Consider the following 23,573-nt stretch of genomic DNA (forward strand, 5'->3'; position numbering starts at 1 on the left):
ATAGGGTTGTACTGTTCGGTTGAACTAGCTGTAAGAGCCCTTAATTATGTAAGACTGGCCAGCTTGTAAGAAAGAAGAGGTTTATCTGATGGTCACTTGAGAGTTCGTCACCCTGTCATGAAACCATCTGTTAACGTTGCCAGAGGTGCCGGTTAGGAAGCGCATGAGCATCATTAGAGCAGATACAGGCCTGGCAACATACCGGGTGCTAGTGACTTTAAAGCCAAGGCGCTCACCCGTGGTGTGAGTCACACGCAGGTTCATGAGGTACTTTCCCAAAGTAGCCTGGCAGGAACAGCTTTCGGCACCGGCAAAGTACAACCAGCCAAGTAGCAGGTAGAGAAGGCGCTCGGGCTTCAGGAGCAAGGCTTCTTCGTCGCTGCTAAAGGTGAGAAAGTCCACTACCCCTATCAGGATGAGGATCAGGAGCATGTCCAGGGCAAAGGCCGCCAGCCTTGCCTCCATGCTTGCCAGCACCGCTTCTCTCTTTACCTGGGTTTGGGTATACGTAGCCTCCTGCATAAGATAAAGTATAGGTAGAGTCTTAACAGAGTCTCTTATACTTTATATTCCGGAGTTAGTTACAGCAGCTCAACAGGTAAGCTTCCTGTTGTTCATCGTGTTAGGCCCTGAGCGGGGAAGGGGTAGGGCTGTTTTGCAGCAACAGCTTGGCTAGGCCTGGCCAAGTTTTGATATGTGCAAGCCTTTTATAGCCTTGTGGTATTACAGAGATAGATGTAGGTAGAGGGGTAGCGTTCGTTCGTGTTGAAGAGGCTTAGGAGGAAGGGTGCTTTAGTACAAGCGTATGTGCCAGCAGATCGTGTAGCGCCTGCTTTTTAGGTGTGAAGGCTGCCAAGAGGTAGCCAAGCAGCAGTGTCAGGCCAGAAAGCAGCTTGCTGAAGTAGCGGCCCGTAGCCTTGGTAAACGACAGGCGGTAACCTTCGGTGTCGGTCACGAAAATGCCTCGTATTAATTTCCCTGGCGTAGCCTGGTAAACAGAACTTTGGAATCCTGCATAGTAAATCCAGCCAACAAAGATGCTAACCAGGTGTAACCTCAGACGCGTTTCCAGGTCATTGGGCTCTGGTAATAGCGGCAGGCCCAGGAGGGGCATGAGCAATATGGCGATTAGCGCCGTAAGCAGGCTGTCGATAAGCAGGGCTAAAAGGCGATCCCAGAAGCTGGCATAGGGAAGAGACACAGGAGCTCTGCCGCCTTCCTTTGTATAAAACTCCATTGTTGTAAAGCTGTAAAAGCCGATGATACAACATCTGGCGCATATCTACAACAAAAAAGAGCTGCTCGGTCTTAGACCGGCAGCTCTTTTTCAATGTTTTGTGTGCTTAGGACTTCACCGCTGGCGTGAAGCGCTCTACTTTGTTCTCGTTTGGCTCCAGGCTCATCAGGTACTTGTACACGGCACGGAGGTCTTCTTCCTTCATCCCGGCGTACATGCTCCAGGGCATAATGGTATTTGGTGCGCCAGGAGCTACTTTGCCTGGCTCCAGGTTCATTTTAAAGCGCTGCACGAAAGCGTCCTCGGTCCAGCTTCCGATGCCTGTTTCGGTATCCGGTGTGATGTTGGCCGAGCGTAGCACGGAACCGTCCGGGTTTGCAAACTCCATGCCGCCAGCCAGGTACTTGCCCTCTACCGGAGCGCCCTGCTCTTGCGGGGTGTGGCAGTCGCTACAAGAAGCAATGGTTACCAGGTACTTTCCGCGGGCCAACTCGTCATTCAAAGCTGTTTGCTGCAGTGCTGGTGCGCTTTCGTTTGTAGGCATGGTGCGCAGGATCAGGTTCATCGGGAAGTCCGGTTCTGACCTAGGAACCTTGTGCTTGATTGGTGCCAGTGTGCGGATATACGCAATGATGGCATAAGCGTCCTCTGTCGTCATCTGGCTATAGGCCCTGTAGGGCATTACAGGGAACAGCGGCTCGCCGTCTTTGCTGACACCTTTCGTCATGGCACGGTAAACCTCTCCGTCCGTCCAGCTGCCGATCCCGGTTTCTTTATCAGAGGAGATGTTGCGGGCGTAGAAGGTTCCCGGGAAACCCATGGAGTGGTCAAACTTGTCGCCGCCCTTTCCTTCTGTGCCGGGTACTAAGGGGCCCGAGAAGCGCGAAAAGTCGCGGGTCGAATGGCAATCAATACACACGGTTACGTGGTTGGCAAGGTACTCTCCACGTTTTACAAGGGTGGGTGTTTTTTCTATCGTGATAACTGGGGCAGCATCAACGTTAGGGAAGGCATACTGCAGGTAAATCACACCAGCAGCTATAACCGCCACTAATGCGACAACCACGTAGCCCGCAATCTTAAAAGCTTTTTTCATAATCGTATGTTGGGTTTAGTTTTTTGCAGTTGGTGTTAAACGGTATAGGTTTGGGTTTGGTACAAAATATAGGGTTAAATATATAAAAAATGTAACTTAAACCAAAGGTAGTATTGCGTTGTTTCTATATATTTTTCGTAGGCACACACACCGGATAGGTAAACAGCATAAAAAAAGCCGCAGGCCTTATGCCTGCAGCTTTTGTAGCGGTACATGCTGTGCTCAGCTTTTGAAATGAAGGGTAAATCTGTTCTTCCGAGCCGAGCCTGTATTTTTACCGCACATTACCTGGAAGCTCCTGCGGGCTTGGTGTTCCCTGCGGGAGATAAAGCGAAATGGGCTTGCGGTCAGGCAAGCTCAGCAGTTTAAGGCGTTGCCAAGCTGTTCCATTACCCGGGGCTCGCCCCACAGCCTTTCACCAGTCAGTAAGTTCATGTAGGAGATAATCTCAGAGCATATTTCATCGTTCATCTGGCTCTTGTACAAACGGATGACCTGCTCCTTGTCTATCGTGCAGTTCTGCAGGCCATCTACCTGGCTCATCAGCTTTACATCCAGTTTGTCTTCCAGCTTTCTCACATGAAGCTCTATTTCTTTGGGTGTGATGCGGTAAGCATAAGGCAAGTCTTCATAGAACAGTACGTCGAACTTCTTATACAGCTCCAGCACCGCCTCACGACAGATCGCATGGTCGATGTGGTTGCCAATACCTAAGGGGCATAACAGGAGTCCCTCCACGTTTGCAACCAGGTAGCTTTTGATCTCCTCCACCAAGGTGAGCTCGTTCTCCACAAAAGGACCCGGCTGTAACACATACCCATTTCGCAGGGGGGCGTCAAGCAGCGCGAGGTTGGTTATGTTGAGTGCAGAGTTAAACACTTTGTTAAACGCCATGTCCTCCTGCGCCCTTAAAAGGCTCACTTCTTTTACACCGCCCGGTACAAATACCGCTGTCCACTTAGTAACTGTAAAGCAATTAATAATAGTTACGGGGAGCTTACTGGAGACAAACCTCGCTATATGAAGGGACAAGCCATAGGCAGCATCATCAATGTGGGGTGATAAAATATTTATTTTCAAACTCAAACAGGGGAACTGGAAAGTTGTAAAGGATTGCTAACCGGTGTTTTCTTTGAAATAATATAGGGCGGCACCACCAGGTAATGAATCGGGAGCCTGGCATAGCAGTTCAGGGTGTCTGTCAGGGTCTCCACAATAGTCTCGTTTTTGCCGTTAAAAGAGGTATTGGTGATAATGCCCACGCCTGTCTTCTCTTTAAAGCTTTTTATAAGCTCATAAATAAACGGGTTGTCTTCCTCGCTTACGGTTTGTATCCTGGCGCTGAAGTCATTATGCTCGATGGTGGGGAATTTGTTTTTGTAGGCATCCCGCAGGTAAGCGGTGAAGAGCATAAAGGGGGATCTCCCATCGAAGTGGAAATACTTGTTTACATCCTCCTGCAGCACAAAGGGGGCAATTGGGCGGAACCACTCTCTGCCTTTCACAAAGGTATTGATCCAGAACTTGTGTACGGCATAGCGCGTGTCGGCCACAATACTGCGGTTTCCTAAAGCCCTGGGGCCAAACTCGCTGTTGCTTTGGTAAACGCAAAGAATCTCCCCCTTCACCAGGTGGTTCGCGCATTCTTCCAGTATATCATCCGGCTTATGCAGGCTTAGGCCAGGGTAGTCTGCTAACAGCTTGGTTACCTCCTCTATGTTCACATCCGGCCCCAGGTAGTCGGTTCGCCAGTTAAACGCGTTTTGCAGCTTAAAGTACTCCATGGCCCCATATATGGCACAGCCTACCGAAGTGCCCCCGTCGTGCGGGGCAGGGGGGATAAACAGGTTGTAGCCCTGCTCCAGCACTTTGCTGTTGGCTACGCAGTTTAAGGCACAGCCTCCGGCGTAGGCGATATCCTTTGTACCGGTCTTTTCGCTTAGCCAGTCCGCTATCTTTATTAAGGCTTTCTCAAATACATCCTGGCCCCTGGCTGCCAGATCTGCTTTTTCCTGAAACGTCTTTTGGTCTTGCTTGTAAGCGTAGTCCCATGACTTGAACATCTCCCGCCACGCGTCCGGTATCAGCGCCGCGCCTTCCTCTACTATTAGCTCCGGTAAATCCAGTTTACTGGGGTCGCCATACGCGGCCAGGCCCATCACTTTGCCTTCGCTGCCCTCGCCCTCGAAAAAGCACTCCGTTAGCTTATAGTAAAAGTTGCCAAGGCCATTGGGTTCTTCCGGGTTGCGGTCGTGCAGTTGCTTCTGGATACACTTCACCTCGCCGTCCTTGCAATAATAGTAGGAGGCCACCTCAAAGAGCCCTGTTTTTCCCTTACCCGGGTAGTCGTATTTGATGTGCTCCACGGGGCTGCCTACGGAGTCGATGATCATCACGGCACATTCCTTAAAGCCGGAGGGCGGCCAGGCACTGTACAGGTGGGAAAGGTGGTGTGAGATCTCGATAATCCGGCTGTTGGGGGTGAAGTCCAGTTCCGTGCGGAGCTCTTCGTGGTACTGCTCTTTCTTTTGTATTTCCTCATCGGCAGACCAGCACTCCACTACCAGGTCATAAGGCCGGTTAACTGCGGGAACATGTTCTTTATAAAGGCCTATATCTTTCAGGCGTCCCCAGTGATGCTTTCGCTTCGATAATCGTTCTTTGTGGATCGACATGACGTGGCGTCCGCCCTCGAAGATGCTGATGCTGGCATCCTGCGTTCTGTTAATGCCTAAAATAGATGGTAAGGCCATATAAGTTTTTCCTAAATTTTTATTCGCTGATCAAAACCTTGTTTTTAAAGCGGATTTCTATTTCAAAAGGTTTTAGGAGTGGGCATTACAGTAGGCACACGTACGTATTCAGTCGTTTCTGTTAAAAGGTGTGAGAAACACTGCTGACTGCTGTTAGATGGCTTACAAGAGTAGCTAACCCTGGAAGCGAAAAGGCCTGTCGCGCTAGAAAAAATCAGTATTTGTTGGTAGCTACTGATGCCACGCGGACTGTTGCTAATCTGTGCCGTTTCAGCTGGGTGGCCCGCCAGGCTTTTAGGTAGGGACACTTTTCTCCAATGACTTTCTGTCCCATTGCCCTAACTCAGCAGCTGCCTCGTAGGTAGAGCGGAGGAACGCTAGCAGCGTGGACGAAGGATCCTGCGCCTGTTGTACAGCTTCATATGGAAGGATAAACTCTCCCAGTTCCTGGTGGTAATACGCTTTGTCGGGTTGCACGCTGGCTCTTTCAAAACCTTCCGGGGCAGGATAAATATAGGAGTAAAAGGCGGCGAAGGGTACCGCTTCATTACCAGGCCAGAAACCACAGCTGCACACTTCATGGGAGTACGCTTCCTGAGCAACCCAATCCGGGAGGTGGGGGACGCCACCGGGGTGCTGCGGTGCCTCCCGACCTGAGAAGCGTGACACGGCCAGGTCAAAGCTTCCCCAGAAGAAGTGCACCGGGCTGCATTTCCCCTTAAACTCAGCCCTGAATTGTGAGAGAACATCTTGTGCTTGAAGCAGTGCCTGGTGTAAAGCTGCTGCGTGTTCTGGGGTGTATGTCGCGTGGATATGGTCCTGATCAAAAGGGATCACTTCTTCCATCTCATTCGGGATCAGGTTTATGTTTGCCTCGATCTTAAGTTCGCGAAGAGAGCCCATAACTTTCGCATAGAAGTCTGCCACCGACAGGCCTTCCAGCCTGAAAGAGCGTACCTGCCCTTCACTGGTCTTGATCTCTAGCTGATGCCGGATAAAATTAAAGTCGGCCTGGAAATGCTGTTCGTCATCGGGTATGTCTGCGGTCGTCAGGCCAGTGGGGGTTACAAACAGCGTTATATGCCAGGAATGGTTGATCCACGGCTGTTTGGCGAGCTTAATTTTGCCTATGATCTGCGTCCACAGATGTAGCGTTTTGTAAGTCTCTTTTGCCTCGGCATAGGAGAGAGTAGGCCATGAAGTTTTCATAGTTAATGGACATATATAGCTTTTTGTGCGTTTGATGTGGTCGTAGTTCTAGCGATTGCAGCGGAGCGTATGTGTACTTAGACCTTTTACGATTTATTCAACTTTGACGCTGGAATAGGGGGGCATAATTAGAGGCTACCGGTGCAATGCGGTAAAAAGCAAAGCCGGGCATATCCGCTTGTGTTCGGACATGCCCGGCTTTGCACCTATATGGAGGGAAGAAGGAGTTTATACCAACTCTGGTGTTCTGTCTTCTTCTGAAGGCTTCTCCGTAAGGGCAGGAATCGTACTTTCGACCAGTCCTGTTTCTGGCTGCGGGTTAAACTCGCCTTCCCATTTGGCCACTACGGCGGTAGCCAGGCAGTTACCCGTTACGTTGATGGAGGTACGGGCCATGTCCATGAGTTCGTCGATGCCCAGGATGGCAAATACAGGCCACACCGGTAAGTTAAAGGAGGCGACGGTACCAAGCAGGATCACCAAAGAGGCGCGCGGTACGCCTGCCACGCCTTTGCTGGTCAGCATCAGGGTAAACACCATCACCAATTGCTGCTCTAGGCTCAAGTCTATGCCGGCAGCCTGCGCTACAAACACAGAAGCGAGTGCCAGATAGAGGGTCGTGCCGTCGAGGTTAAAGCTATAGCCTGTCGGCATCACAAAGGCAACGATTTTACGGGGTACGCCCAGCTTTTCCATCTCTTCCATAGCGCGCGGCAGCGCAGCTTCCGAACTCGTGGTGGCGAAGGCGATAGACACCGGGCCGGACACCGCTTTCAGGAAGCGTTTGATCGGAATGCCGGCAATAAGGGCCACTGGCAGCAGTACCAGCAGCACAAAGGCCAGCAGGGCCACGTACAGGGTCGCCAGCAACTGGAACAGGTTTAGTAGAATGCCAAAGCCCATATGCCCCACCGTGTAAGCAATAGCAGCCCCGACACCAACCGGGGCAAAGTACATGATGATGTTCGTAAACTTGAACATAGTCTCCGAAAGGCTCTCGCAGAAATCCAGCATCGGCTTGCGCTTTTTCTCACTTACCATGGCCAGGCCGATGGCAAACAGCACGCTAAACACTACAATCTGTAACACCTGGCCCTCCACCACAGATTTGGCAATGTTTTCAGGGAATACATGTAGAATGATATCTGAGGTACTTTGGGCCGGAACAGCTGCGATTTCCTCCTGGCTTTGCGCGATACCCGCATCAATACCCTCGCCGGCCTTACTGATGTTGATAGCCGCCAGGCCGATAAACAGGGCCAGGGTAGTCACGATCTCGAAATAAACGATGGCTTTCCAGCCCATGCTGCCTACCTGTTTCAGATTGGAGTGCCCTGCTATGCCCACCACCAGCGTAGCGAAGATAAGGGGTGCGATAATGGTTTTGATGAGCTTGAGGAAGACCTTGCTCAGCACGTTCAGGTTCGTGGCAAAGGTCGGGAAGTCATAGCCTATCTCAGCGCCGACCACCATGCTGATCAGGATCCAGGTGGTAAGGGTCCGCTTTTGCAGGCCGTAGAGCAGCAGAACGCTGATGCCTGCCCAGCGCACGGCTGTCAGCACCTCTGCCGGCAAGGAAATAAAGCTGTACTGCTGCAGTACAGTAAGGATGGCGGCTAGCGTAATACAGACCAGCGTTGCCAAGGGCAATAAAGACTTTTTCATGTATAAAACAATAATAGAAACCGGCTGCCGGTCAGGACAACCACTAAAAAAAAGCCTTTGTAGTAAATGCGTCTGTATAACCTAATTTGATAGTATTTGCCGACAGGGCACACCTACAATAGCTTAGCAAATATAATGGCTTAAAGCACACCGGCAAATAGGCGGCACACGATCCCAAAATATATTCTTATGCTTGCTCGAAAAGCCTGCAGGGTAAACTTTCTGCCTCGTATGTAGTAGAGGGGAGTACAGTAGGCAAAACTTTATTTTAGTGCAACTTATTTAAGCTTCTTACTTTAACACCTGCTTTAAATGTATGCTGACCTGGCGCATCGAAGTCCTACACCTTAAGTTAACCCATCCCTGGAAGACGGCCCGCCATGCCAGCGAGGAAAAGTTAAATTTTCTGCTACAGGTGTCGGATGGCCGCTACAATGGCTTTGGAGAGGCGGCCCCTAGCATTCGCTATGGCGAAACCCCGGAATTACTCCTGCAGCAGTATCAGGTACTGTTAATGGCTGGCCTGCCCTCCGTTAAAAGCATGGAAGACCTCCTGCAACTCTTGCTGGAGCATCCGCCTGTAAACGCCCTGCGCTTTGCCATAGAGTCAGCTTACCTGCACTATTACTGCCAGTTAAAAGGAATTGCCGTGCACCAGTTGCTAGGGCAGCCTGCACCGCGACAGCAGGTAACCTGTTGCACGCTGCCCACCGTAGCGCCAGGCAAGGTGCGGGAGTTTATACAAGCGCATCAGCTGGACCGCTTCCGAAGCCTAAAGGTGAAAGTGAGTCCGGAGCAGGGGGCGGAACTGGTAGAGGAAGTGCTGTTAGCTATAGAGCGCCCCCTGGTGCTGGATGGGAACGAGAGTTGGCGGGACCCGGACGAGCTTCTTGTTTTTCTGAACTCCCTGGACACCGGACGCGTGCTTTTTATGGAGCAGCCCATGCCGGCAGGGCATGTGTCAGAATATGCCCACATGAAAGACAGCAGCCCCATCCCGCTGGTGGCAGACGAATCCATGACCGATGCAGCAGACTTCGAGCTCTTGCAAACCCAGTTTCAGGGGGTGAACATAAAACTGATGAAGGCTGGTGGCTACCTGAACACAGTACGTCTCTTGCAGGAAGCACGGAAGCACGGCCTGATGGTGATGCTGGGTAGCATGGTCGAGACCTCGCTGGGTGCCTGGTCGGCTATGCAATTAAGCAGTGCCTTTGATTTTGTGAACCTGGACGGTTTCCTGCTACTCGAGCGGGAGCCTTTTAATCTTGTGCGGGAACAGGGCGGCGTGCTCTATCAGAAGTAAAGGAACAGGCCGGCCACTCCACAGCTTGTAACTCTCCCGAAAGCTTCTTATGTTTTCATCTCTTTTTTAGGAGGATAAGGAAACAAATTTGAAAAAATATTGTTGTTGTGTTTGTACATTAAATGTATGTACATATATTTGCCACAGCATTTGATAGTAGCCTTTAGACATGAAGATAGAAGAAGAAATTAAACAACCTACTTTCAAAAGTGAGTACCATAAGGCCTATATCAATATGGTGTATACGTCCGGATGGTTGCAACAAGATCAGGCGGCTAAGTTCAAGCCTTTCGGGGTAACGCTACAGCAGTACAACGTGCTGCGCATTTTGCGGGGGCAGCACCCGAAGCCGGCTACCATCAGCCTTCTGATAGAGCGCATGCTGGATAAGACCTCCAACGCATCCAGGATCGTGGATAAGCTGGAGGCCAAGGAGTTGGTGACGCGAAAGCAGTGCCCTTCGGACCGTCGCACCGTAGATGTGCTGATCACAGAAAAAGGGCTCGAACTGTTAAAGCAAATGGACCCGATGGAAGCCGGGGAGGGAGCCGGTATCCGGAACCTGACAGAGGAGGAGGCTGAGCAGCTGAATGCCTTGCTGGATAAAATCAGAAACAAATAACAAACAAAGCCACATACCTTTTTATTAAACAAATGAAGAAGTACGCAATTCTTGCTTCTCTTGCTGGTGCGCTGATGGTTTCAGCCTATGCCGGTAACACGACCAACAACACTTCTACAAAAGCTGCCGCGGCGGTAGAAGCCCCTGCTAAAGCGCGTGCTTATACCGTGGACGTAGCGAAGAGCAACGTGAAGTGGCACGCCAAAAAAGTAACCGGCGAGCACATGGGTAACATTGCCCTGCACCACGGACAAATGCTGTTAAGCGGGAATAAAGTGGTGGGCGGCACTTTCGCCATCGACATGAACTCCATTACTTGTACTGATATTACGGATGCGGAGTACAACGGGAAGCTGATCGGCCACCTGAAATCAGACGATTTCTTTAGCGTGGGCAAGCACCCTATGGCAACCTTCAAGATCAACAGCGTGAAACCTGTTGCTAATGCGGCTGTCGGTAAGCCAAACTATACCGTTAGTGGCGACCTGACCATCAAAGGCATTACAAAGCCAATCAGCTTCCCTGCCACCATCACGGTTAAAAATGGTGTGGCCACTGCGAAAGCCGATGTTACCATAGACCGCGCTAAGTTTGACGTGCGTTACGGTTCCAACAGCTTCTTCGAAGGCTTGGGCGACAAAGCCATCTCTGATGACTTCGTGGTATCACTGGATGTGACAGCCAAGCAGTAATTGATCCTTATAGCATGTCCGCTCCGATTTCAGGAGCGGACCTATCTTATGTAATCTTAACTAGTAACACATAAACTCAAAAAGCATGAAAAAGACAGCAATTTATGCCTCATTTGCCGCAGCCCTTTTGTTTACCGCCTGTGGTGGCGAGACAGAGGCCGTTGAAGAAACAAACGTTGTAGCCGCAGAGGCTCCAGAAGAAGTTGCTGCTGAAGGCGAGGTTTACACTATTGTAGAGGAGCAGAGCAACGTGAAGTGGCACGGTGAGAAAGTAACCGGAGAGCATGATGGTGAAATCGAACTGGAAAGCGGACAACTGCTTGTAGCGGGCGACCAACTAACAGGCGGTACGATCGTGATCGATATGACGACGATCACCAACACTGACCTTACGGCTGAAGAGGATAATGCCAAGTTGGTAGGCCACCTGAAGTCTGACGACTTCTTCGGCGTGGAGAAGTACCCAACAGCTAAGTTCGAGATCACAAGCGCATCTCCTATTGCAGATGCCGCTGCCGGCGAGGCAAACTATAACGTTGTGGGTAACCTCACTATCAAAGATAAAACAGAAGTAGTTAGCTTTCCTGCCGTGGTAACTGTTGCCAATGGCACTGTAAACGCGCAGGCTGATGTGACGGTAGACCGCTCTAAGTTTGATGTGCGCTATGGCTCAGAAAGCTTCTTTGGCGAGTTGGGCGACAAAGCCATCTCTGATGAGTTTGTCGTAACATTTGATGTAACTGCCCAGCAGTAGCAATCGCTTAACTTATATAGAAAGCTCCGCTCTTTACAGGGCGGAGCTTTTTTCGTTTTAACCCTTGCCACTCTGTCCGCTGCTTATGCCTATCTTTGATAAAATTATGTGCATCATGAAGCTGGTAAAACACACTTGTAACTGTTTAATAGTAGCGCTGTTCCTTTTGGTGATGGGTTGCAGTGAAACAGAGGATACTAAAGCACAGGAAGTCGTGGACGCTGCCCTGGCTGCCCATGGAGGAAGCCAGTTAGACGAAGGAGTGGTGTCCTTTAAATTACGCGACAAGCGCTACCGGGCCTTACGAGACAAGGGTGCTTACCTGTACAGCCGTACCTTTACCAACGACTCAACAGGTGAATTTGTCCACGATGTGCTGCGTAACAGTGGCTTTGAGAGGACTGTCGACAACGAGCCCGTGTCCTTGTCAGCGGAGAAAGAGAAGGCTTATGCGGCTTCGGTTAACTCTGTGATCTATTTCGCGCTGCTGCCGTACTTCCTGAATGACCCAGCTGTGCAGAAGGAGTACTTGGGCGAGGCAACCGTGAAGGGGGAGCCCTACCATAAAGTACGGGTGACCTTTGCAAAAGAGGGTGGGGGCGAAGACTACGAAGATGAGTACGTCTACTGGTTCCACCAGCAGCGCCACACCATGGATTACCTGGCGTACAGTTTTGTAGAAGATGGTGGCGGCACCCGCTTCCGGGAGGCCGTAAACCCGCGCGAAGTTGGCGGTGTGCGCTTTCAGGATTACGTGAACTACACTACGAAGGAAGACTTCCCCTTGCAGAACTACGACAGAGCCTTTGAAGCCGGTAAACTGGAGAAAGTGTCGGATATTGTGTTGGAGGAGGTAAAGGTGGGGGAACTGCCGCAGATGTAGAAAAGGGTTTACGTGAGTCTCCCTTTCAAAGGCTTCCCAGCAACCTGAGCTGTTGATGCTCTTCGTTAGCTTTCGCCTCGCCGGCTGGGCCTTACTTTTCTTCTTGATAAGAAAAACAGAGGGCCCCTACCCCAGACGTGGAGCGCGCATAATAAATAATGAAACTTTAGGCTTGTAAAGCCGTGGACCAGCAGTGCCTACGCTAGCTTAGGCAGAACGCCCAACAACTTCAGAACATAAGCAAACAAACCCCTCAACCTACTCTACCTCAAACTCCTCAGGCAAAACAACAGGCACAGGCTTGCTGCGGCTATGGATTTGTTGCAGAAAGTCATCCAGTTCCGGCTTATACTCCAGGTAGTAGTCCTCGTGGAGGTTCTTTCGGATAAGCTGCATGGTGCGGAGCAACAGGCGGGCGGTAGCCGTGTAGAAGCCCTTGTAATAGCTGTCGAATTGGCCACTAAAGTTGTTGAAGATAAGGCGCAAGGTGTACAGGTGCAGGTCTATCTCTGCTTTTGGCTCTTTCGTGATACGCTTAAAACGGGCTATTTCCTTCAGGGCTTTGCGCAATGCTTTGGTTAGTGCCTTCGTTAGGCTGCGCCCACTGGCATTGATCAGCAGCTCATGTATCTTGTCTGCCGTCTGCTCATAGACCTCCTCCAGGGTGACTTCTTCTAAAAGTTCGTAAGACAGCAGTTCGTAAAGTTCTGCATCCCGGCGGGCTGCCTTTAAGATGATGGCTTCTTTCTCTTTGTCGCTCAGTTGTTTTACAGCCTGTCGAAAAGCGGGGGAGACAGTAGGCATAGGTGCTAGTCAGGAAGGTTTTGCAGGTCCAGCAGGTCTTGCAGGCGTGCAGAAGCCTGCTTGTTCTTTTTCAGGTGGTCCAGACTAATAAAGTTGGCCACGGTGTCACCAAAAGGCATCCGTATTTTATGGTCCCAGCAGTCTCTAAAGTCCACTCCAGCCAGGCCTGTGGCAATAGCGATGCGGTTGGGCGGATAACCCAGCTGTACGACTATCTCAGGAGTGGTCAGGTCCTCCAGGTTTACGTCCCGCTCCAGATATCCAAAAGAGTAGAGCACCTCCAACACCTTAAGGGCATTCTCCTGGGCAGGGTTAATCCAGATGTCGATGTCGCCGGTGTAGCGGGGGTAACCATACAGGGCCACGGCAAAACCACCTGCTATCATGTACTCGGCCTCAATGGCATTTAACTGTTTTACGAACGCTTGAAAATTGTGTGTCAGCTCCATTTGTACTAAAAGGCTGTACTGTGCCCGCAACTGCCCTAGGGCCTCTAAGCGCGCTTTGGCAGGTTGTGAAAGCCAATACATTAGATCGTTGTGGCTGTCCGACAATCTTTTTTTACTAACCGCTCTGCTTGCCGGTTGGGGCAGAGGGGTGCTGACTTCTTTCTTCAAGATTGGTCCGTTTTTAAGGGCTGATAACAAGCAAGCCTACGGAAAAGCAGCAGAAAAGTACGTATGACTGCCGCTTTAACAGCAGCCATACGCAAAACTACGGTTTTATAGGTTGTCTTCAAAGTACTGTGTTACCTTCCGCATCAGGTCTGCCCGGTCCTTGCCTCTCACATTGCGGGGGTGACCGGGGTAAATAAAGTAGTCGAGCAAAATGCCTTCGCCTACGGCCTTCTTCACTAACTGCAGGCTGTGCTGCAGCATATGTGAACGATGTAAAAGGCGGGTTATGATTAGTCTGGTGCTTATAGGGTTCAGCGCAAAGGCAGTGCCTGTTTCAGTTGTTGTGCATGTTCTAGTAACACGGCTAATTAATGGGGAGTATTCAGGAGAGGGAGGAATCATACGAGGCGGGAATTTGTTCTAATCAGTACGCCATACAGTATAGAACCAACCCCTGGGAGTGGGACTGTACATCGGTTTCGGCTTCCTTAAATGCTTAAGATTTCGTAATTTTGTGCTATGAATTGGGATACAGATATTTTGCATAAGGAAGAGGTAGAAGTAGAGGTGCTGGAGGAAAGCACTGACCTGCGTAGCCTGGTCGTGTACAACGATGACGTTAACACCTTCGATCACGTGATCGAAACACTCATTAAAGTATGCGGCCATACGGCGGAACAGGCGGAGCAGTGTACCTTGCTGATACACTACAAAGGGAAGTGTACTGTAAAGATGGGATCTTACGAGGAGTTGGTGGGCATGTGCACCGCCCTGCACGATAAAGACCTGTCGGCGGATATTGAATAAGTTTAAAAGCCTGAATGAATTTTCCGTCGAAACTAATTGAGAACGCCGTAGAGGAGCTCGCCAAGCTACCCGGCGTTGGTAGAAAAACTGCGCTAAGACTAGCGCTACACTTACTAAAAGAAGAATCGGAGGACACGTTTTTGCTGGCAGAGTCGCTGGTGAAGATGCGGACGGAGGTAAAGCACTGCAACCAGTGCCATAATATCTCTGATACAGAAGTGTGCAGTATCTGCGCCAACCCGCTCCGCGACAAGCACTTATTGTGTGTGGTAAGCGATATCCGGGATGTGATCGCCATAGAGAATACTTCGCAGTACAAGGGGCTGTACCACGTGCTGGGCGGTGTTATCTCTCCTCTGGAGGGAGTAGGCCCTTCTGATCTGCATATCGACTCCTTGTTGGAGCGTCTGCCTGACTCAGAGGTGAAAGAGGTGTTGCTGGCTATTAGCCCGACCATGGAAGGAGACACCACAGCCTTTTACCTTACCCGCAAGCTACGTGACTTTGACCTTCGCATTACCACCATTGCCCGCGGAGTGCCCGTGGGGGGTGAACTGGAGTATACAGATGAGGTAACGCTGGGCAGAAGCATTGTAGAGCGGACCGCTTACGGGAAAGTATAGCCCAAACAGTAGATATAGCAAGGCTGTGGTAACCCCACAGCCTTTTTTGTGGGCGCTAGCGGAGGCATAGAAAAGAAGCGAAACAGCAGCAGAATTAGGGCATTAGCATAAACGCTCTGTTGTGCTTGCGTCTTGTTCTAAAACTAGTGCTGTTATTTTAGGAAATTAATAAAATTTATTGTGCTTCTCTGCTGATGTTTCAGATACTTTTCTGGAAAGTCTGTTCCTTTCTAAGTAAATTGCCAGCTTAAAGCGAAACAATATGCAGGATTTAGAAGCAGTAAAGACCGCACTTTCTGACAGAATTCAGGCACTGGCAGAGTCTCAGACGATTGCTATGGCCAAGAAAGCCCGTGAACTGACAGCGCAGGGCTACGACGTGATAAACCTGAGCTTTGGTGAGCCTGACTTTCAGACGCCACAGTACATAAAGGATGCTGCCAAGCAGGCCATAGACGAGGGCTTTACCTTCTACACACCTGTGGCAGGATACCCGGAGCTACGCCAGGAGATCGTGAACAAGTTTAAGCGTGACAACAACCTGGACTACAAGCCAGAAAACATCGTGGTCTCTACTGGGGCGAAGCAGAGTATCGCCAATGCAGTAATGTGCCTTACCAATCCTGGTGATGAGGTGATCATCTTCTCACCTTACTGGGTATCTTACGAGGAGATCGTAAAGCTTGCGGAGGGGGTGCCGGTGCCGATCATGGGCCGCCTTGAGAACGACTACAAGGTAACGGCAGAGCAGTTGGAGAAAGCCATCACCTCTAATACCAAACTGGTGATGTACTCGTCGCCATGCAACCCGACAGGGGCTGTGTTTGACGAGGAGGAGTTGCGAGCTATTGCTGCTGTGCTGGAGAAACACCCGCAGATTTATGTGATCGCGGACGAGATATACGAGTACATCAACTTCGGAGAGAAGCATTTCAGCCTGGCGAGCGTCGCCTCCGTGCGTGACCGTGTAGTTACCGTAAACGGCTTCTCAAAGGGCTATGCCATGACAGGCTGGCGTGTTGGCTATATTGCTGCGCATAAAGAAATTGCGGCTGCCTGCGATAAAATGCAGAGCCAGATAACCTCTGGTACTTCTTCTATTTCGCAAAAAGCAGCAGCTGCCGCTTTAAAAGGTGGCAATGAAACAGCCCTGGAAATGACAGCGGCTTATCGCCGCCGGCGCGATCTGGTGCTGAATCTGATGCAGGAGATACCTGGCTTCAAGACCTATGTACCACAAGGTGCCTTTTATATTTTCCCGGATGTGAGCGAGTACTTCGGCAAGCAGTATGAAGGAAAAACAATAGAGAGCGCCGAGGACCTGAGCATGTTCCTGCTAACAGATGCCAACGTGGCCCTGGTAAGCGGGGAGGCTTTCGGAGCTCCGCAGTGTATCCGTTTCTCTTTCGCTACTTCGGACGAAAAGCTGACCGAGGCGCTTACGCGCATTAAAAATAGCCTGGCTAAACTGCAGTAATGGATTACTCTTTTAGAAGTCTGAAAGACCTCTTTCGTGCCTTCGACGAGCTGAATGTGCTGGTGGTGGGCGACGTAATGATTGACTCTTACCTCTGGGGGAAGTCTACCCGTATCTCACCGGAAGCACCGGTGCCCATTGTAAACGTGCTGAAGCGTGAGATGCGCCTGGGGGGGGCGGCTAACGTGGCCTTGAACGTACAGGCCATGGGGGCTAAGCCTTACCTCTGCTCTGTAATAGGCGACGACAAGGACGGGGCAGACTACCTGCGCCTGATGCAGGAGAAAGGCTTGCCCACCGAAGGCATTCTGCAGAGCACGGAACGGGTAACAACCATTAAGCACCGTATTATTTCCGGCGCGCAGCAACTCCTGCGCGTCGACTCCGAGATTGAGCATAACCTGACAGAAGAGGAAGAGGAGCGCCTGGAGGCAAGCTTTCTACAATTGCTGGATAAGGTAGATGTGGTCATTTTTGAGGACTATGATAAGGGGGTGTTCTCAGAGCGAAACATCCAGCGCTTCCTGCAGCTTAGCAACGAGCGGGGCATTCCGAGTGTGATCGATCCCAAGAAAAAGAATTTCCTGAGTTATGTGGGATGCTCTCTGTTCAAGCCAAATTTGAAGGAGCTGAAGGAGGGGCTTAAAGTGGACTTCTCGGATGAGAACCAGGAGGCCTTTGAGACAGCCGTGGAAGACCTGCAGGAGCGCCTGCAGGTAGAGCAGGTGCTGGTAACGCTTTCTGAGAGAGGAGTGTTTGTGGCAGACGGTGTAGAGAAAACTTACATAGAAGCACACCGGCGCTCTATTTCGGATGTGTCTGGTGCCGGCGATACGGTGATCAGCATTGCGGCTCTGTGCATGGCCCTGAGAACATCTGCACCTTTTATGGCTGGGTTAAGCAACCTGGGTGGTGGCCTTGTTTGTGAACAGGTAGGTGTAGTACCCGTAAACAAGGATCGCTTATTTGACGAGGCCCTGCGTATAGGGCTTTTTGAGACGAATGAACACAGAATCGCTTAACAGGTTTTTGTATGGCAGTAAGTTGACGGCGTATACCATTATGCGCCGCACAACCTATGTGCTCACACTGCTTTCAATCGGGTTATTACTTTATGCACACGGTGTGGTCGAAGAACCAGCCCGGCTGCGCATTCTCTTTTATGCCATAGATGGTATCCTGTCGATCTTTGTGCTGATTTACTTCCTGCGTATCCTGTATACCTTCGAGCGAGTCAAGTTTCTGAGGCGCACCTGGTTCGAGGGCATTCTGATGGGAATCATCTTCCTGAATGTAGTCTGTACGTACGTCTTCGGATTCCCCATCATTTACAACCTCTTTGAAGGAATAGGAATACCCTTATCGGTGGAGTTCTACAGGGTGATGGTGTCTTTGTACATGCTACTGCTGCTGATCGTAGAGCTACTGGAGACCAAGGTGCATCAGAGGGCCATTCAGCTAAAGCCCTCGATCACATTCCTGCTTAGCTTTGTGCTCCTCATCCTGATAGGGACCGGGCTCTTCATGCTGCCCAAGATGACGAACTCGCCTGAGGGGATAGGTTTTCTGGATGCTCTTTTCATGTCTACGAGTGCTGCCTGTGTAACCGGGTTAGCGGTAGTGGACCCCGGTACCTATTTTACCTTTGCCGGTCAGGTAGTTCTGCTCCTGCTGATACAAATGGGAGGACTAGGCATCCTGACCTTTGCCACCTTTTTTGCCTCCATGATGCGGCAGGGAATAGGGGTAAAACAGCACGTCGCCATGCACGAGCTGCTGGATAGTGAGTCCCTTTTCTCCACGCAAAACCTGGTGCGCCAGCTTATCTTTCTAACACTAACGATAGAAGGGATTGGTGCTGTAGGGTTGTTTGTGACCTGGGGACCAGAGGTAGAATTTACCAGCCTGGGCAGCAAGATATTTTTCTCCGTTTTCCACGCCGTGTCCGCATTCTGTAACGCGGGCTTCTCCCTTTACCCAGAGGGGCTTTATACCTTGCCTGTCAGGTACTCTTACGTGCTGCATTTGGTCATCGTCATGCTGATTATATTCGGGGGCATCGGTTTTCCTACCATCATTGATATTCTGTCGCCAAAGAACATGCGTGCCCGGCTAGCGGCCCCCTGGAAGAACTGGAAGATGCAGACCCGGGTAACGGTGTATACAACAGCTGCTTTGCTGGCCTTAGGAACCATCGGTTTTTTCCTGTTGGAGTACTTTAACACGCTATCGGAAAAAAACTTTGTGGAGGCACTGATTGCGTCCTTCTTTCAGTCAGTTACCACCCGTACTGCCGGCTTTAATACAGTGGATATCTCGGCACTGAATGTGCCAACGCTGTTAATGTTTATCTTCCTGATGTTCATCGGTGCAGCGCCAGGCTCAACAGGCGGCGGTATCAAGGTGACTACTTTCACGGTGATCCTGTTTGCGGTGGCGACAACCATCCGGAACAGGCGGAACATGGAGATTGGTCATCGGACCATTCCGCATGCGGTAGCCTATAAGGCCTTTTCGGTGTTCACGTTTGCTGCTATCATCAACATCACCTTTGTCTTTATCCTGTCGATTACCGATGCACAGTTTGATATTCTGAAACTTGCCTTTGAGCAGGTGTCCGCCTTTGCGACGGTTGGCCTGAGCACGGGGATAACCGCGGGGCTTTCGGATGCCGGTAAGTGTGTGATTATCCTGTCGATGTACCTGGGCAGGGTAGGTACGCTGACACTAGCGCTGGCCCTGAGTACCCGTGCCGTTACCACGGCTTACAAGTACCCGGAAACACAGCTGGCAGTAGGTTAAGGCAGAGGCAGAGGACCCCTGGATAAAGGACGAAAGACCTGGGGACAAGGATTAAAAGTTGACAAAAGAGGATAAGTGCCAAAAAGAGAAGGGCCTGCTATAACTTAGCAGGCCCTTCTCTTTCGTTCCGTATAAGAAGAAGCCCTTGTCTGTCGTCCTTCTTCCTTTGTCTAATAATTAGCTATTTATAGTAGCGCTGTACTCCTTTACCGTTTGTACGAAGCATTTTACTTTCTCCGGATCAGTATCAGGATACACGCCGTGGCCGAGGTTGGCAATATGGCGCTGCGGTCCGAACTCCTTCAGCATTTTAATCGTCTCCTCCTGTATCGTCTCAAAAGAGCTGTACAGCAGGCAAGGGTCCATGTTACCCTGCAGCGTTTTGTTCGGACCTACCTGTTCACGGGCTTTACCTATTTCCATGTTCCAGTCAAGGCCGATTGTCTCACAGTTCAGCTTGCTAAAGTCCTCGAGGGCAAAGAAAGCCCCTTTTGCAAACACCGTAACAGGCACGTTGCGGATGGCATTGCAGATCTCTGAGATGTAAGGCAGTGCAAACTCGCGGTAGTGCGCCGGGGACAGAATACCTGCCCAGGAATCAAACACCTGAATCAAATTCGCCCCGGCCTCCACCTGAGCCTTTAGGTAAGCAATGGTGGTATCGGTGATCATGCGCAGCAACTGGTGCGCCAGCTTCGGGTTGGTGTACAGCATGCCGCGGGCATGAGAGAAGGTTTTAGAACCGCTGCCTTCTACCATGTAAGCCAGTATGGTCCACGGGGCACCGGCAAAGCCAATAAGCGGCACACGGCCGTTTAGCGCTCTTTTCGTTACCCGAATGGCTTCCAGTACATAACCCAGGTGCTCGTGCGGGTCTGCTACGCGCAGTTTCTTGAGGTCCGCCTCGGTGCGTACCGTATTCGGGAAGAGCGGACCGCGCTTTTCTACCATTTCGTAGGTGCAGCCCATGGCCTCCGGCACCACCAGGATGTCGGAGAAAATAATAGCGGCATCTACGTCCAGTATATCAACGGGCTGAATGGTAACCTCAGCAGCTAGCTCAGGTGTTTCCACTAGTTCCTTAAAGCCACTCAGGCTATTGCGTACGGCACGGTACTCCGGTAAAATGCGGCCAGCCTGGCGCATGAGCCACACCGGGGTGCGCTCCACTACTTCGCCTTTGGCGGCTCTAATAAGCAGGTCGTTCTTCAGTTGCATGCTCCAAAGATACTACTTATGTAGCTTAGGGGAAAGCTGTTCCCTTTAATCTATTTTTCTGCCCGGGTGGCTTGGCGGAGACTAGCGTTCGGTGAAAAACAGGGCGGTAAGGGCCGACACGATAAAGTTAACCCCAATCGAAAGCACGATAAAGCCCATAATGCGGGAGAGTGCAGCCAGGCCGGACTTGCCCATGAAGCGGGTAAGCTGGTGCGACGAGCGCAGGATAAGATAAGAGACAGCCGCCAGCAGCAGGATACCTACTAATATAAAGAGCATGTCTAAAACAGACAGGGAGGTAGTGAACAGACCGATGCTGACCGCTATGGAGCCAGGGCCTGAAAGCATGGGCATGGCCAGGGGCGTGAAGGAGATATCGTCTTTCTGCTGGCCTTCCTCTACTACCTCCGGAGATATTTTCTTTTTGTTTGCGCCCGGTGTCAGTAGGTCAAAGCCGGCCTTCATGATCATAAGGCCACCGGCAATGCGCAGGTCGTGGATGCGAATGCCAAAGAAGTTAAGCACGTACTGGCCTGTTAGGAAGAACACGGCCAATATCCCTACCATGTACAGACAAGCTTTAAGCGCCTGCTGGTTTCGCTGTTCCGGCGTGTCGTCCTGGGTTAGTGTAAGGAACACAGGCATAGCTCCGAAAGGGTTTACAACAGTGAACAAGGCAGAGAAAGTAGCCAGTATGATTTCCATGGGTAGCGTGAGGTAACAAACCTGAAGCGTTAAATATAGCCTTTCGTCAATGTAAAACAAAACTTTCGCAGGCCCTGGCATGGCATAAGGAGGCAAAGAGGGAAATTGTTGACCCCAGTAGTCAGGAGACATGCTCGCCCGGAAACAGGCAGCAGTGCAAAAGACTTTTGTGCTACGCCTTTCGTCTCCACGCATAATCCGTATTTTTGAGGAAAGATCAACCCAAAAACTACAAGACATGAAAGGAGAAGTAAAGCTCGGGATACTTGGCGGCGGACAACTGGGCCGTATGCTGATGCAGGCCGGGCTCGATTTTAACCTCTATACCCTCGTACTGGACCCCGATGAGAACGCTCCCTGCAAGGATATCTGCAATGAGTTTTTTGTGGGCAGCTTTCGTGATTTTGATACAGTGTATGAGTTCGGTAAGAACTGTGATATCCTGACTATCGAAATAGAGCACGTGAATGCCGACGCCCTGGAGAAACTGGAGCAGGAAGGGGTAAAGGTTTACCCCGATGCGAAGACAGTGCGCACCATACAGGACAAGGGCCTGCAGAAAGAGTTCTACAAAAAGCACAGCATCCCCACTTCAGATTTTATAATCCTGAAGGACAAGGAAGAACTGCAGCAGAACGTGTCTTTCCTGCCTGCTTTCCAGAAACTGCGCCGGGAAGGGTATGACGGCCGTGGCGTGACGCGCCTCACAAGTGAGGCTGACCTGGGCAAAGGTTTTGAAGAACCATCTGTGCTGGAGAAGCTGGTGGACTTTGAAAAGGAAATCTCTGTTATTGTGGCTCGTAATGCCAGTGGAGAGGTTACTGCGTTTCCTGTGGTAGAGCTCAGTCTCCATCCGGAACATAACCTCGTAGACTCGCTTTTTGCCCCGGCCAACGTGCCCTACAAGTTACAGCGGCTTGCCATTGAGATTGCAACCCGTGTGATTGAGAGCTTTGGCATGGTGGGGATACTGGCTGTGGAAATGTTCCTGACAAAAGACGGGCAGATATTGGTGAACGAAGTTGCGCCTCGTCCGCATAACAGCGGTCATCACACCATAAAAGCGAACTATACCTCACAGTACGAGCAGCACCTGCGGGCAATCCTTAACCTGCCGCTAGGTACAACTGACATTCAGAGTGCAGCGGTGATGCTGAACTTGTTAGGGGAACCAGGTTACGATGGCGAAGCAGCGTACGAGGGCCTGCAGGAGGCGCTGGCTGTGCCAGGGGTCTATATTCACCTGTATGGCAAGAAGTACACGCGCCCGGCCCGTAAAATGGGGCATATCACGGTGCTCGGCGAAAATATAGAAGAAGCACAGCAGCGTGCCGAGCAGATCAAAAATGTTATCAAAGTAAAAGCATAAACATGGCCGACGAAACCACAAACAAGCAGCCCCAGGTAGGGATTATCATGGGTAGCCAGTCCGACTTAAAAGTAATGGATGCCGCTGCCGAGATTCTGGAGACACTGGGAGTACCCTTTGAATTAACCATTGTATCAGCTCACCGCACGCCGCACCGCATGATCGAGTATGCCGAGAATGCGCGTAAGAGAGGCCTGAAGGTCGTTATAGCCGGTGCGGGTGGCGCTGCCCACCTGCCAGGGATGGTCGCTTCGCTTACTACCTTGCCTGTCATTGGCGTACCAGTAAAGTCCAGCAACTCCATTGATGGCTGGGACTCTGTGCTGTCTATCCTGCAGATGCCGGGAGGTATACCAGTCGCCACAGTAGCCTTGAACGGTGCTTTGAATGCCGGAATACTGGCTGCAGAGATTATCGGAACTACGAACGCCGCGGTAGCAGACAAGCTGGAGAAATATAAAGTGAGCCTGAAAGACAAAGTGATGCGCTCGGTAGAAGAACTAAGGAGGGGAGACCGGGACGAGGAGTAGGCTTTTGGCTTTAACTCAAAAGAAAGGGGGCAGCGCTACAGTTGCCCCTTTCTTTTTAAAGGTGTCCATCTGTTTGTAGGCAATACTGGTTTAAAAGAAGATAGAGTCCGAAGCTAAACAGAAAGTTAAAGCTGTTAATGTTAATGCCCAGCTCTACTAATTTAAAAACGCCACTGTCTTACTCACACCTGAGTTTCAGCAAAGAAGTCTTTCTGTTTAAAGGGTAGGTAGAATGGCCGGCACCAGTTGCAAAGCCACTAAGCATATGCCGGGCTGGGTTCGTGCAGGGTGATGTGTTTAGCTTGTATAACGTGAATTCGAGATAAGCTGGTCTAACAAAAAACATGGCTATTCAAGTAGAAAGGGTTGCAAGACACCTAAACCTGAAAAGCCATGAAAACCGT

General features: G+C 50.8%; 24 protein-coding genes. 12 read left to right on the forward strand and 12 right to left on the reverse strand.

Features of this window, described 5'->3' with window-relative positions; genetic code table 11:
* Positions 1-81 precede the first annotated feature (81 nt).
* The 7 genes from CHB92_RS01890 to CHB92_RS01920 all read right to left on the reverse strand — a co-directional run bounded on the left by CHB92_RS01890 (position 82) and on the right by CHB92_RS01920 (position 7,960).
* Positions 82-522 carry an RDD family protein gene (locus CHB92_RS01890; RefSeq protein ID WP_245842247.1) on the reverse strand — a complete coding sequence of 147 codons (441 nt, stop codon included), beginning with the start codon at positions 520-522 and terminating at the stop codon, positions 82-84.
* A gap of 253 nt (positions 523-775) precedes the next feature.
* A complete protein-coding gene (locus tag CHB92_RS01895; RefSeq protein ID WP_089317451.1) occupies positions 776-1,237 on the reverse strand; it encodes an RDD family protein in 462 nt (153 codons plus the stop codon).
* Positions 1,238-1,343: 106 nt separating this feature from the next.
* On the reverse strand, positions 1,344-2,333 hold the full coding sequence (locus CHB92_RS01900) for a cytochrome c (RefSeq protein ID WP_089317452.1): 990 nt from the start codon (positions 2,331-2,333) through the stop codon (positions 1,344-1,346).
* 357 nt (positions 2,334-2,690) lie between these two features.
* Positions 2,691-3,419, reverse strand: coding sequence for a PIG-L family deacetylase (locus tag CHB92_RS01905; protein ID WP_089317453.1), 729 nt, complete (start codon positions 3,417-3,419; stop codon positions 2,691-2,693).
* A complete protein-coding gene (locus CHB92_RS01910; RefSeq protein WP_089317454.1) occupies positions 3,416-5,086 on the reverse strand; it encodes a carbamoyltransferase C-terminal domain-containing protein in 1,671 nt (556 codons plus the stop codon). The genes CHB92_RS01905 and CHB92_RS01910 overlap by 4 nt, the downstream gene beginning before the upstream one ends.
* Positions 5,087-5,380: 294 nt before the next feature.
* On the reverse strand, positions 5,381-6,295 hold the full coding sequence (locus CHB92_RS26065) for a DUF5996 family protein (protein ID WP_089317455.1): 915 nt from the start codon (positions 6,293-6,295) through the stop codon (positions 5,381-5,383).
* A 228-nt stretch (positions 6,296-6,523) separates the two neighbouring features.
* Positions 6,524-7,960, reverse strand: a complete 1,437-nt coding sequence (locus CHB92_RS01920) for a dicarboxylate/amino acid:cation symporter (RefSeq protein WP_089317456.1) — start codon at positions 7,958-7,960, stop codon at positions 6,524-6,526.
* Between the two features lie 316 nt (positions 7,961-8,276).
* Between CHB92_RS01920 and CHB92_RS01925 the strand changes: the two genes are divergently transcribed.
* The 5 genes from CHB92_RS01925 (at position 8,277) to CHB92_RS01945 (ending at position 12,217) form a co-directional block, all read left to right on the forward strand.
* Positions 8,277-9,266, forward strand: coding sequence for an enolase C-terminal domain-like protein (locus CHB92_RS01925; RefSeq protein WP_089317457.1), 990 nt, complete (start codon positions 8,277-8,279; stop codon positions 9,264-9,266).
* A 169-nt stretch (positions 9,267-9,435) separates the two neighbouring features.
* On the forward strand, positions 9,436-9,888 hold the full coding sequence (locus CHB92_RS01930; RefSeq protein WP_089317458.1) for a MarR family winged helix-turn-helix transcriptional regulator: 453 nt from the start codon (positions 9,436-9,438) through the stop codon (positions 9,886-9,888).
* 32 nt (positions 9,889-9,920) lie between these two features.
* Complete coding sequence (locus CHB92_RS01935; RefSeq protein WP_089317459.1) at positions 9,921-10,580, forward strand: YceI family protein; 660 nt, start codon at positions 9,921-9,923, stop codon at positions 10,578-10,580.
* An 85-nt stretch (positions 10,581-10,665) separates the two neighbouring features.
* Positions 10,666-11,334 carry a YceI family protein gene (locus tag CHB92_RS01940; protein WP_089317460.1) on the forward strand — a complete coding sequence of 223 codons (669 nt, stop codon included), beginning with the start codon at positions 10,666-10,668 and terminating at the stop codon, positions 11,332-11,334.
* Between the two features lie 115 nt (positions 11,335-11,449).
* Entirely contained in the window at positions 11,450-12,217 is a 768-nt protein-coding gene (locus CHB92_RS01945) for a DUF6503 family protein (protein WP_089317501.1), read from the forward strand.
* A gap of 258 nt (positions 12,218-12,475) precedes the next feature.
* Here the strand turns inward: CHB92_RS01945 and CHB92_RS01950 are convergent, their stop codons facing one another.
* From CHB92_RS01950 to CHB92_RS25695, 3 genes are all read right to left on the reverse strand, one after another.
* Complete coding sequence (locus tag CHB92_RS01950) at positions 12,476-13,021, reverse strand: hypothetical protein (protein WP_089317461.1); 546 nt, start codon at positions 13,019-13,021, stop codon at positions 12,476-12,478.
* A 5-nt stretch (positions 13,022-13,026) separates the two neighbouring features.
* On the reverse strand, positions 13,027-13,470 hold the full coding sequence (locus CHB92_RS01955) for a nucleotidyltransferase domain-containing protein (protein WP_089317502.1): 444 nt from the start codon (positions 13,468-13,470) through the stop codon (positions 13,027-13,029).
* Between the two features lie 273 nt (positions 13,471-13,743).
* A complete protein-coding gene (locus tag CHB92_RS25695; RefSeq protein WP_179222927.1) occupies positions 13,744-13,899 on the reverse strand; it encodes a hypothetical protein in 156 nt (51 codons plus the stop codon).
* 258 nt (positions 13,900-14,157) lie between these two features.
* Here CHB92_RS25695 and CHB92_RS01960 point away from each other — a divergent pair, with 258 nt between their 5' ends.
* The 5 genes from CHB92_RS01960 to CHB92_RS01980 all read left to right on the forward strand — a co-directional run bounded on the left by CHB92_RS01960 (position 14,158) and on the right by CHB92_RS01980 (position 19,347).
* Positions 14,158-14,445, forward strand: a complete 288-nt coding sequence (locus CHB92_RS01960) for an ATP-dependent Clp protease adaptor ClpS (protein ID WP_089317462.1) — start codon at positions 14,158-14,160, stop codon at positions 14,443-14,445.
* A gap of 14 nt (positions 14,446-14,459) precedes the next feature.
* Positions 14,460-15,068 (forward strand): recombination mediator RecR, encoded by a 609-nt coding sequence (gene recR, locus CHB92_RS01965; RefSeq protein WP_089317463.1) that lies wholly within the window; start codon positions 14,460-14,462, stop codon positions 15,066-15,068.
* Between the two features lie 262 nt (positions 15,069-15,330).
* A complete protein-coding gene (locus CHB92_RS01970; RefSeq protein WP_089317464.1) occupies positions 15,331-16,545 on the forward strand; it encodes a pyridoxal phosphate-dependent aminotransferase in 1,215 nt (404 codons plus the stop codon).
* The gene (locus CHB92_RS01975) at positions 16,545-17,567 is read left to right on the forward strand and encodes a bifunctional heptose 7-phosphate kinase/heptose 1-phosphate adenyltransferase (RefSeq protein ID WP_089317465.1); all 1,023 of its coding nucleotides are present in this window, start codon (positions 16,545-16,547) and stop codon (positions 17,565-17,567) included. The genes CHB92_RS01970 and CHB92_RS01975 overlap by 1 nt, the downstream gene beginning before the upstream one ends.
* The gene (locus CHB92_RS01980) at positions 17,548-19,347 is read left to right on the forward strand and encodes a TrkH family potassium uptake protein (RefSeq protein WP_089317466.1); all 1,800 of its coding nucleotides are present in this window, start codon (positions 17,548-17,550) and stop codon (positions 19,345-19,347) included. Before CHB92_RS01975 ends, CHB92_RS01980 begins: the two co-directional genes overlap by 20 nt.
* 177 nt (positions 19,348-19,524) lie before the next feature.
* Here the strand turns inward: CHB92_RS01980 and hemE are convergent, their stop codons facing one another.
* Together hemE and CHB92_RS01990 are read right to left on the reverse strand one after the other, a co-directional pair.
* Positions 19,525-20,565 (reverse strand): uroporphyrinogen decarboxylase, encoded by a 1,041-nt coding sequence (gene hemE, locus CHB92_RS01985; RefSeq protein ID WP_089317467.1) that lies wholly within the window; start codon positions 20,563-20,565, stop codon positions 19,525-19,527.
* An 81-nt stretch (positions 20,566-20,646) separates the two neighbouring features.
* Positions 20,647-21,270 (reverse strand): MarC family NAAT transporter, encoded by a 624-nt coding sequence (locus CHB92_RS01990; protein WP_089317503.1) that lies wholly within the window; start codon positions 21,268-21,270, stop codon positions 20,647-20,649.
* Between the two features lie 238 nt (positions 21,271-21,508).
* Between CHB92_RS01990 and CHB92_RS01995 the strand changes: the two genes are divergently transcribed.
* Positions 21,509-22,639: a 5-(carboxyamino)imidazole ribonucleotide synthase gene (locus CHB92_RS01995; RefSeq protein WP_089317468.1), complete on the forward strand. Its 1,131-nt coding sequence runs from the start codon at positions 21,509-21,511 to the stop codon at positions 22,637-22,639.
* A gap of 2 nt (positions 22,640-22,641) precedes the next feature.
* Positions 22,642-23,169: a 5-(carboxyamino)imidazole ribonucleotide mutase gene (gene purE, locus CHB92_RS02000; RefSeq protein WP_089317469.1), complete on the forward strand. Its 528-nt coding sequence runs from the start codon at positions 22,642-22,644 to the stop codon at positions 23,167-23,169.
* The last annotated feature ends 404 nt before the right edge of the window (positions 23,170-23,573 follow it).

The sequence above is a fragment of the Pontibacter ummariensis genome (genome assembly GCF_900188175.1).
Classification (GTDB): domain Bacteria; phylum Bacteroidota; class Bacteroidia; order Cytophagales; family Hymenobacteraceae; genus Pontibacter; species Pontibacter ummariensis.

Coding starts and splice junctions, on each gene's coding strand:
- CHB92_RS01945 (WP_089317501.1), top strand. CDS start 11,450: ATGAAGCTGGTAAAACACACTTGTAACTGTTTAATAGTAGCGCTGTTC.
- CHB92_RS01895 (WP_089317451.1), bottom strand. CDS start 1,237: ATGGAGTTTTATACAAAGGAAGGCGGCAGAGCTCCTGTGTCTCTTCCC.
- CHB92_RS01960 (WP_089317462.1), top strand. CDS start 14,158: ATGAATTGGGATACAGATATTTTGCATAAGGAAGAGGTAGAAGTAGAG.
- CHB92_RS01995 (WP_089317468.1), top strand. CDS start 21,509: ATGAAAGGAGAAGTAAAGCTCGGGATACTTGGCGGCGGACAACTGGGC.
- purE (WP_089317469.1), top strand. CDS start 22,642: ATGGCCGACGAAACCACAAACAAGCAGCCCCAGGTAGGGATTATCATG.
- recR (WP_089317463.1), top strand. CDS start 14,460: ATGAATTTTCCGTCGAAACTAATTGAGAACGCCGTAGAGGAGCTCGCC.
- CHB92_RS01935 (WP_089317459.1), top strand. CDS start 9,921: ATGAAGAAGTACGCAATTCTTGCTTCTCTTGCTGGTGCGCTGATGGTT.
- CHB92_RS01950 (WP_089317461.1), bottom strand. CDS start 13,021: ATGCCTACTGTCTCCCCCGCTTTTCGACAGGCTGTAAAACAACTGAGC.
- CHB92_RS01940 (WP_089317460.1), top strand. CDS start 10,666: ATGAAAAAGACAGCAATTTATGCCTCATTTGCCGCAGCCCTTTTGTTT.
- CHB92_RS01925 (WP_089317457.1), top strand. CDS start 8,277: ATGCTGACCTGGCGCATCGAAGTCCTACACCTTAAGTTAACCCATCCC.
- CHB92_RS01920 (WP_089317456.1), bottom strand. CDS start 7,960: ATGAAAAAGTCTTTATTGCCCTTGGCAACGCTGGTCTGTATTACGCTA.
- hemE (WP_089317467.1), bottom strand. CDS start 20,565: ATGCAACTGAAGAACGACCTGCTTATTAGAGCCGCCAAAGGCGAAGTA.
- CHB92_RS01930 (WP_089317458.1), top strand. CDS start 9,436: ATGAAGATAGAAGAAGAAATTAAACAACCTACTTTCAAAAGTGAGTAC.
- CHB92_RS01900 (WP_089317452.1), bottom strand. CDS start 2,333: ATGAAAAAAGCTTTTAAGATTGCGGGCTACGTGGTTGTCGCATTAGTG.
- CHB92_RS01980 (WP_089317466.1), top strand. CDS start 17,548: ATGAACACAGAATCGCTTAACAGGTTTTTGTATGGCAGTAAGTTGACG.
- CHB92_RS01970 (WP_089317464.1), top strand. CDS start 15,331: ATGCAGGATTTAGAAGCAGTAAAGACCGCACTTTCTGACAGAATTCAG.
- CHB92_RS01975 (WP_089317465.1), top strand. CDS start 16,545: ATGGATTACTCTTTTAGAAGTCTGAAAGACCTCTTTCGTGCCTTCGAC.
- CHB92_RS25695 (WP_179222927.1), bottom strand. CDS start 13,899: ATGCTGCAGCACAGCCTGCAGTTAGTGAAGAAGGCCGTAGGCGAAGGC.
- CHB92_RS01890 (WP_245842247.1), bottom strand. CDS start 522: ATGCAGGAGGCTACGTATACCCAAACCCAGGTAAAGAGAGAAGCGGTG.
- CHB92_RS01955 (WP_089317502.1), bottom strand. CDS start 13,470: ATGGAGCTGACACACAATTTTCAAGCGTTCGTAAAACAGTTAAATGCC.
- CHB92_RS01910 (WP_089317454.1), bottom strand. CDS start 5,086: ATGGCCTTACCATCTATTTTAGGCATTAACAGAACGCAGGATGCCAGC.
- CHB92_RS26065 (WP_089317455.1), bottom strand. CDS start 6,295: ATGAAAACTTCATGGCCTACTCTCTCCTATGCCGAGGCAAAAGAGACT.
- CHB92_RS01990 (WP_089317503.1), bottom strand. CDS start 21,270: ATGGAAATCATACTGGCTACTTTCTCTGCCTTGTTCACTGTTGTAAAC.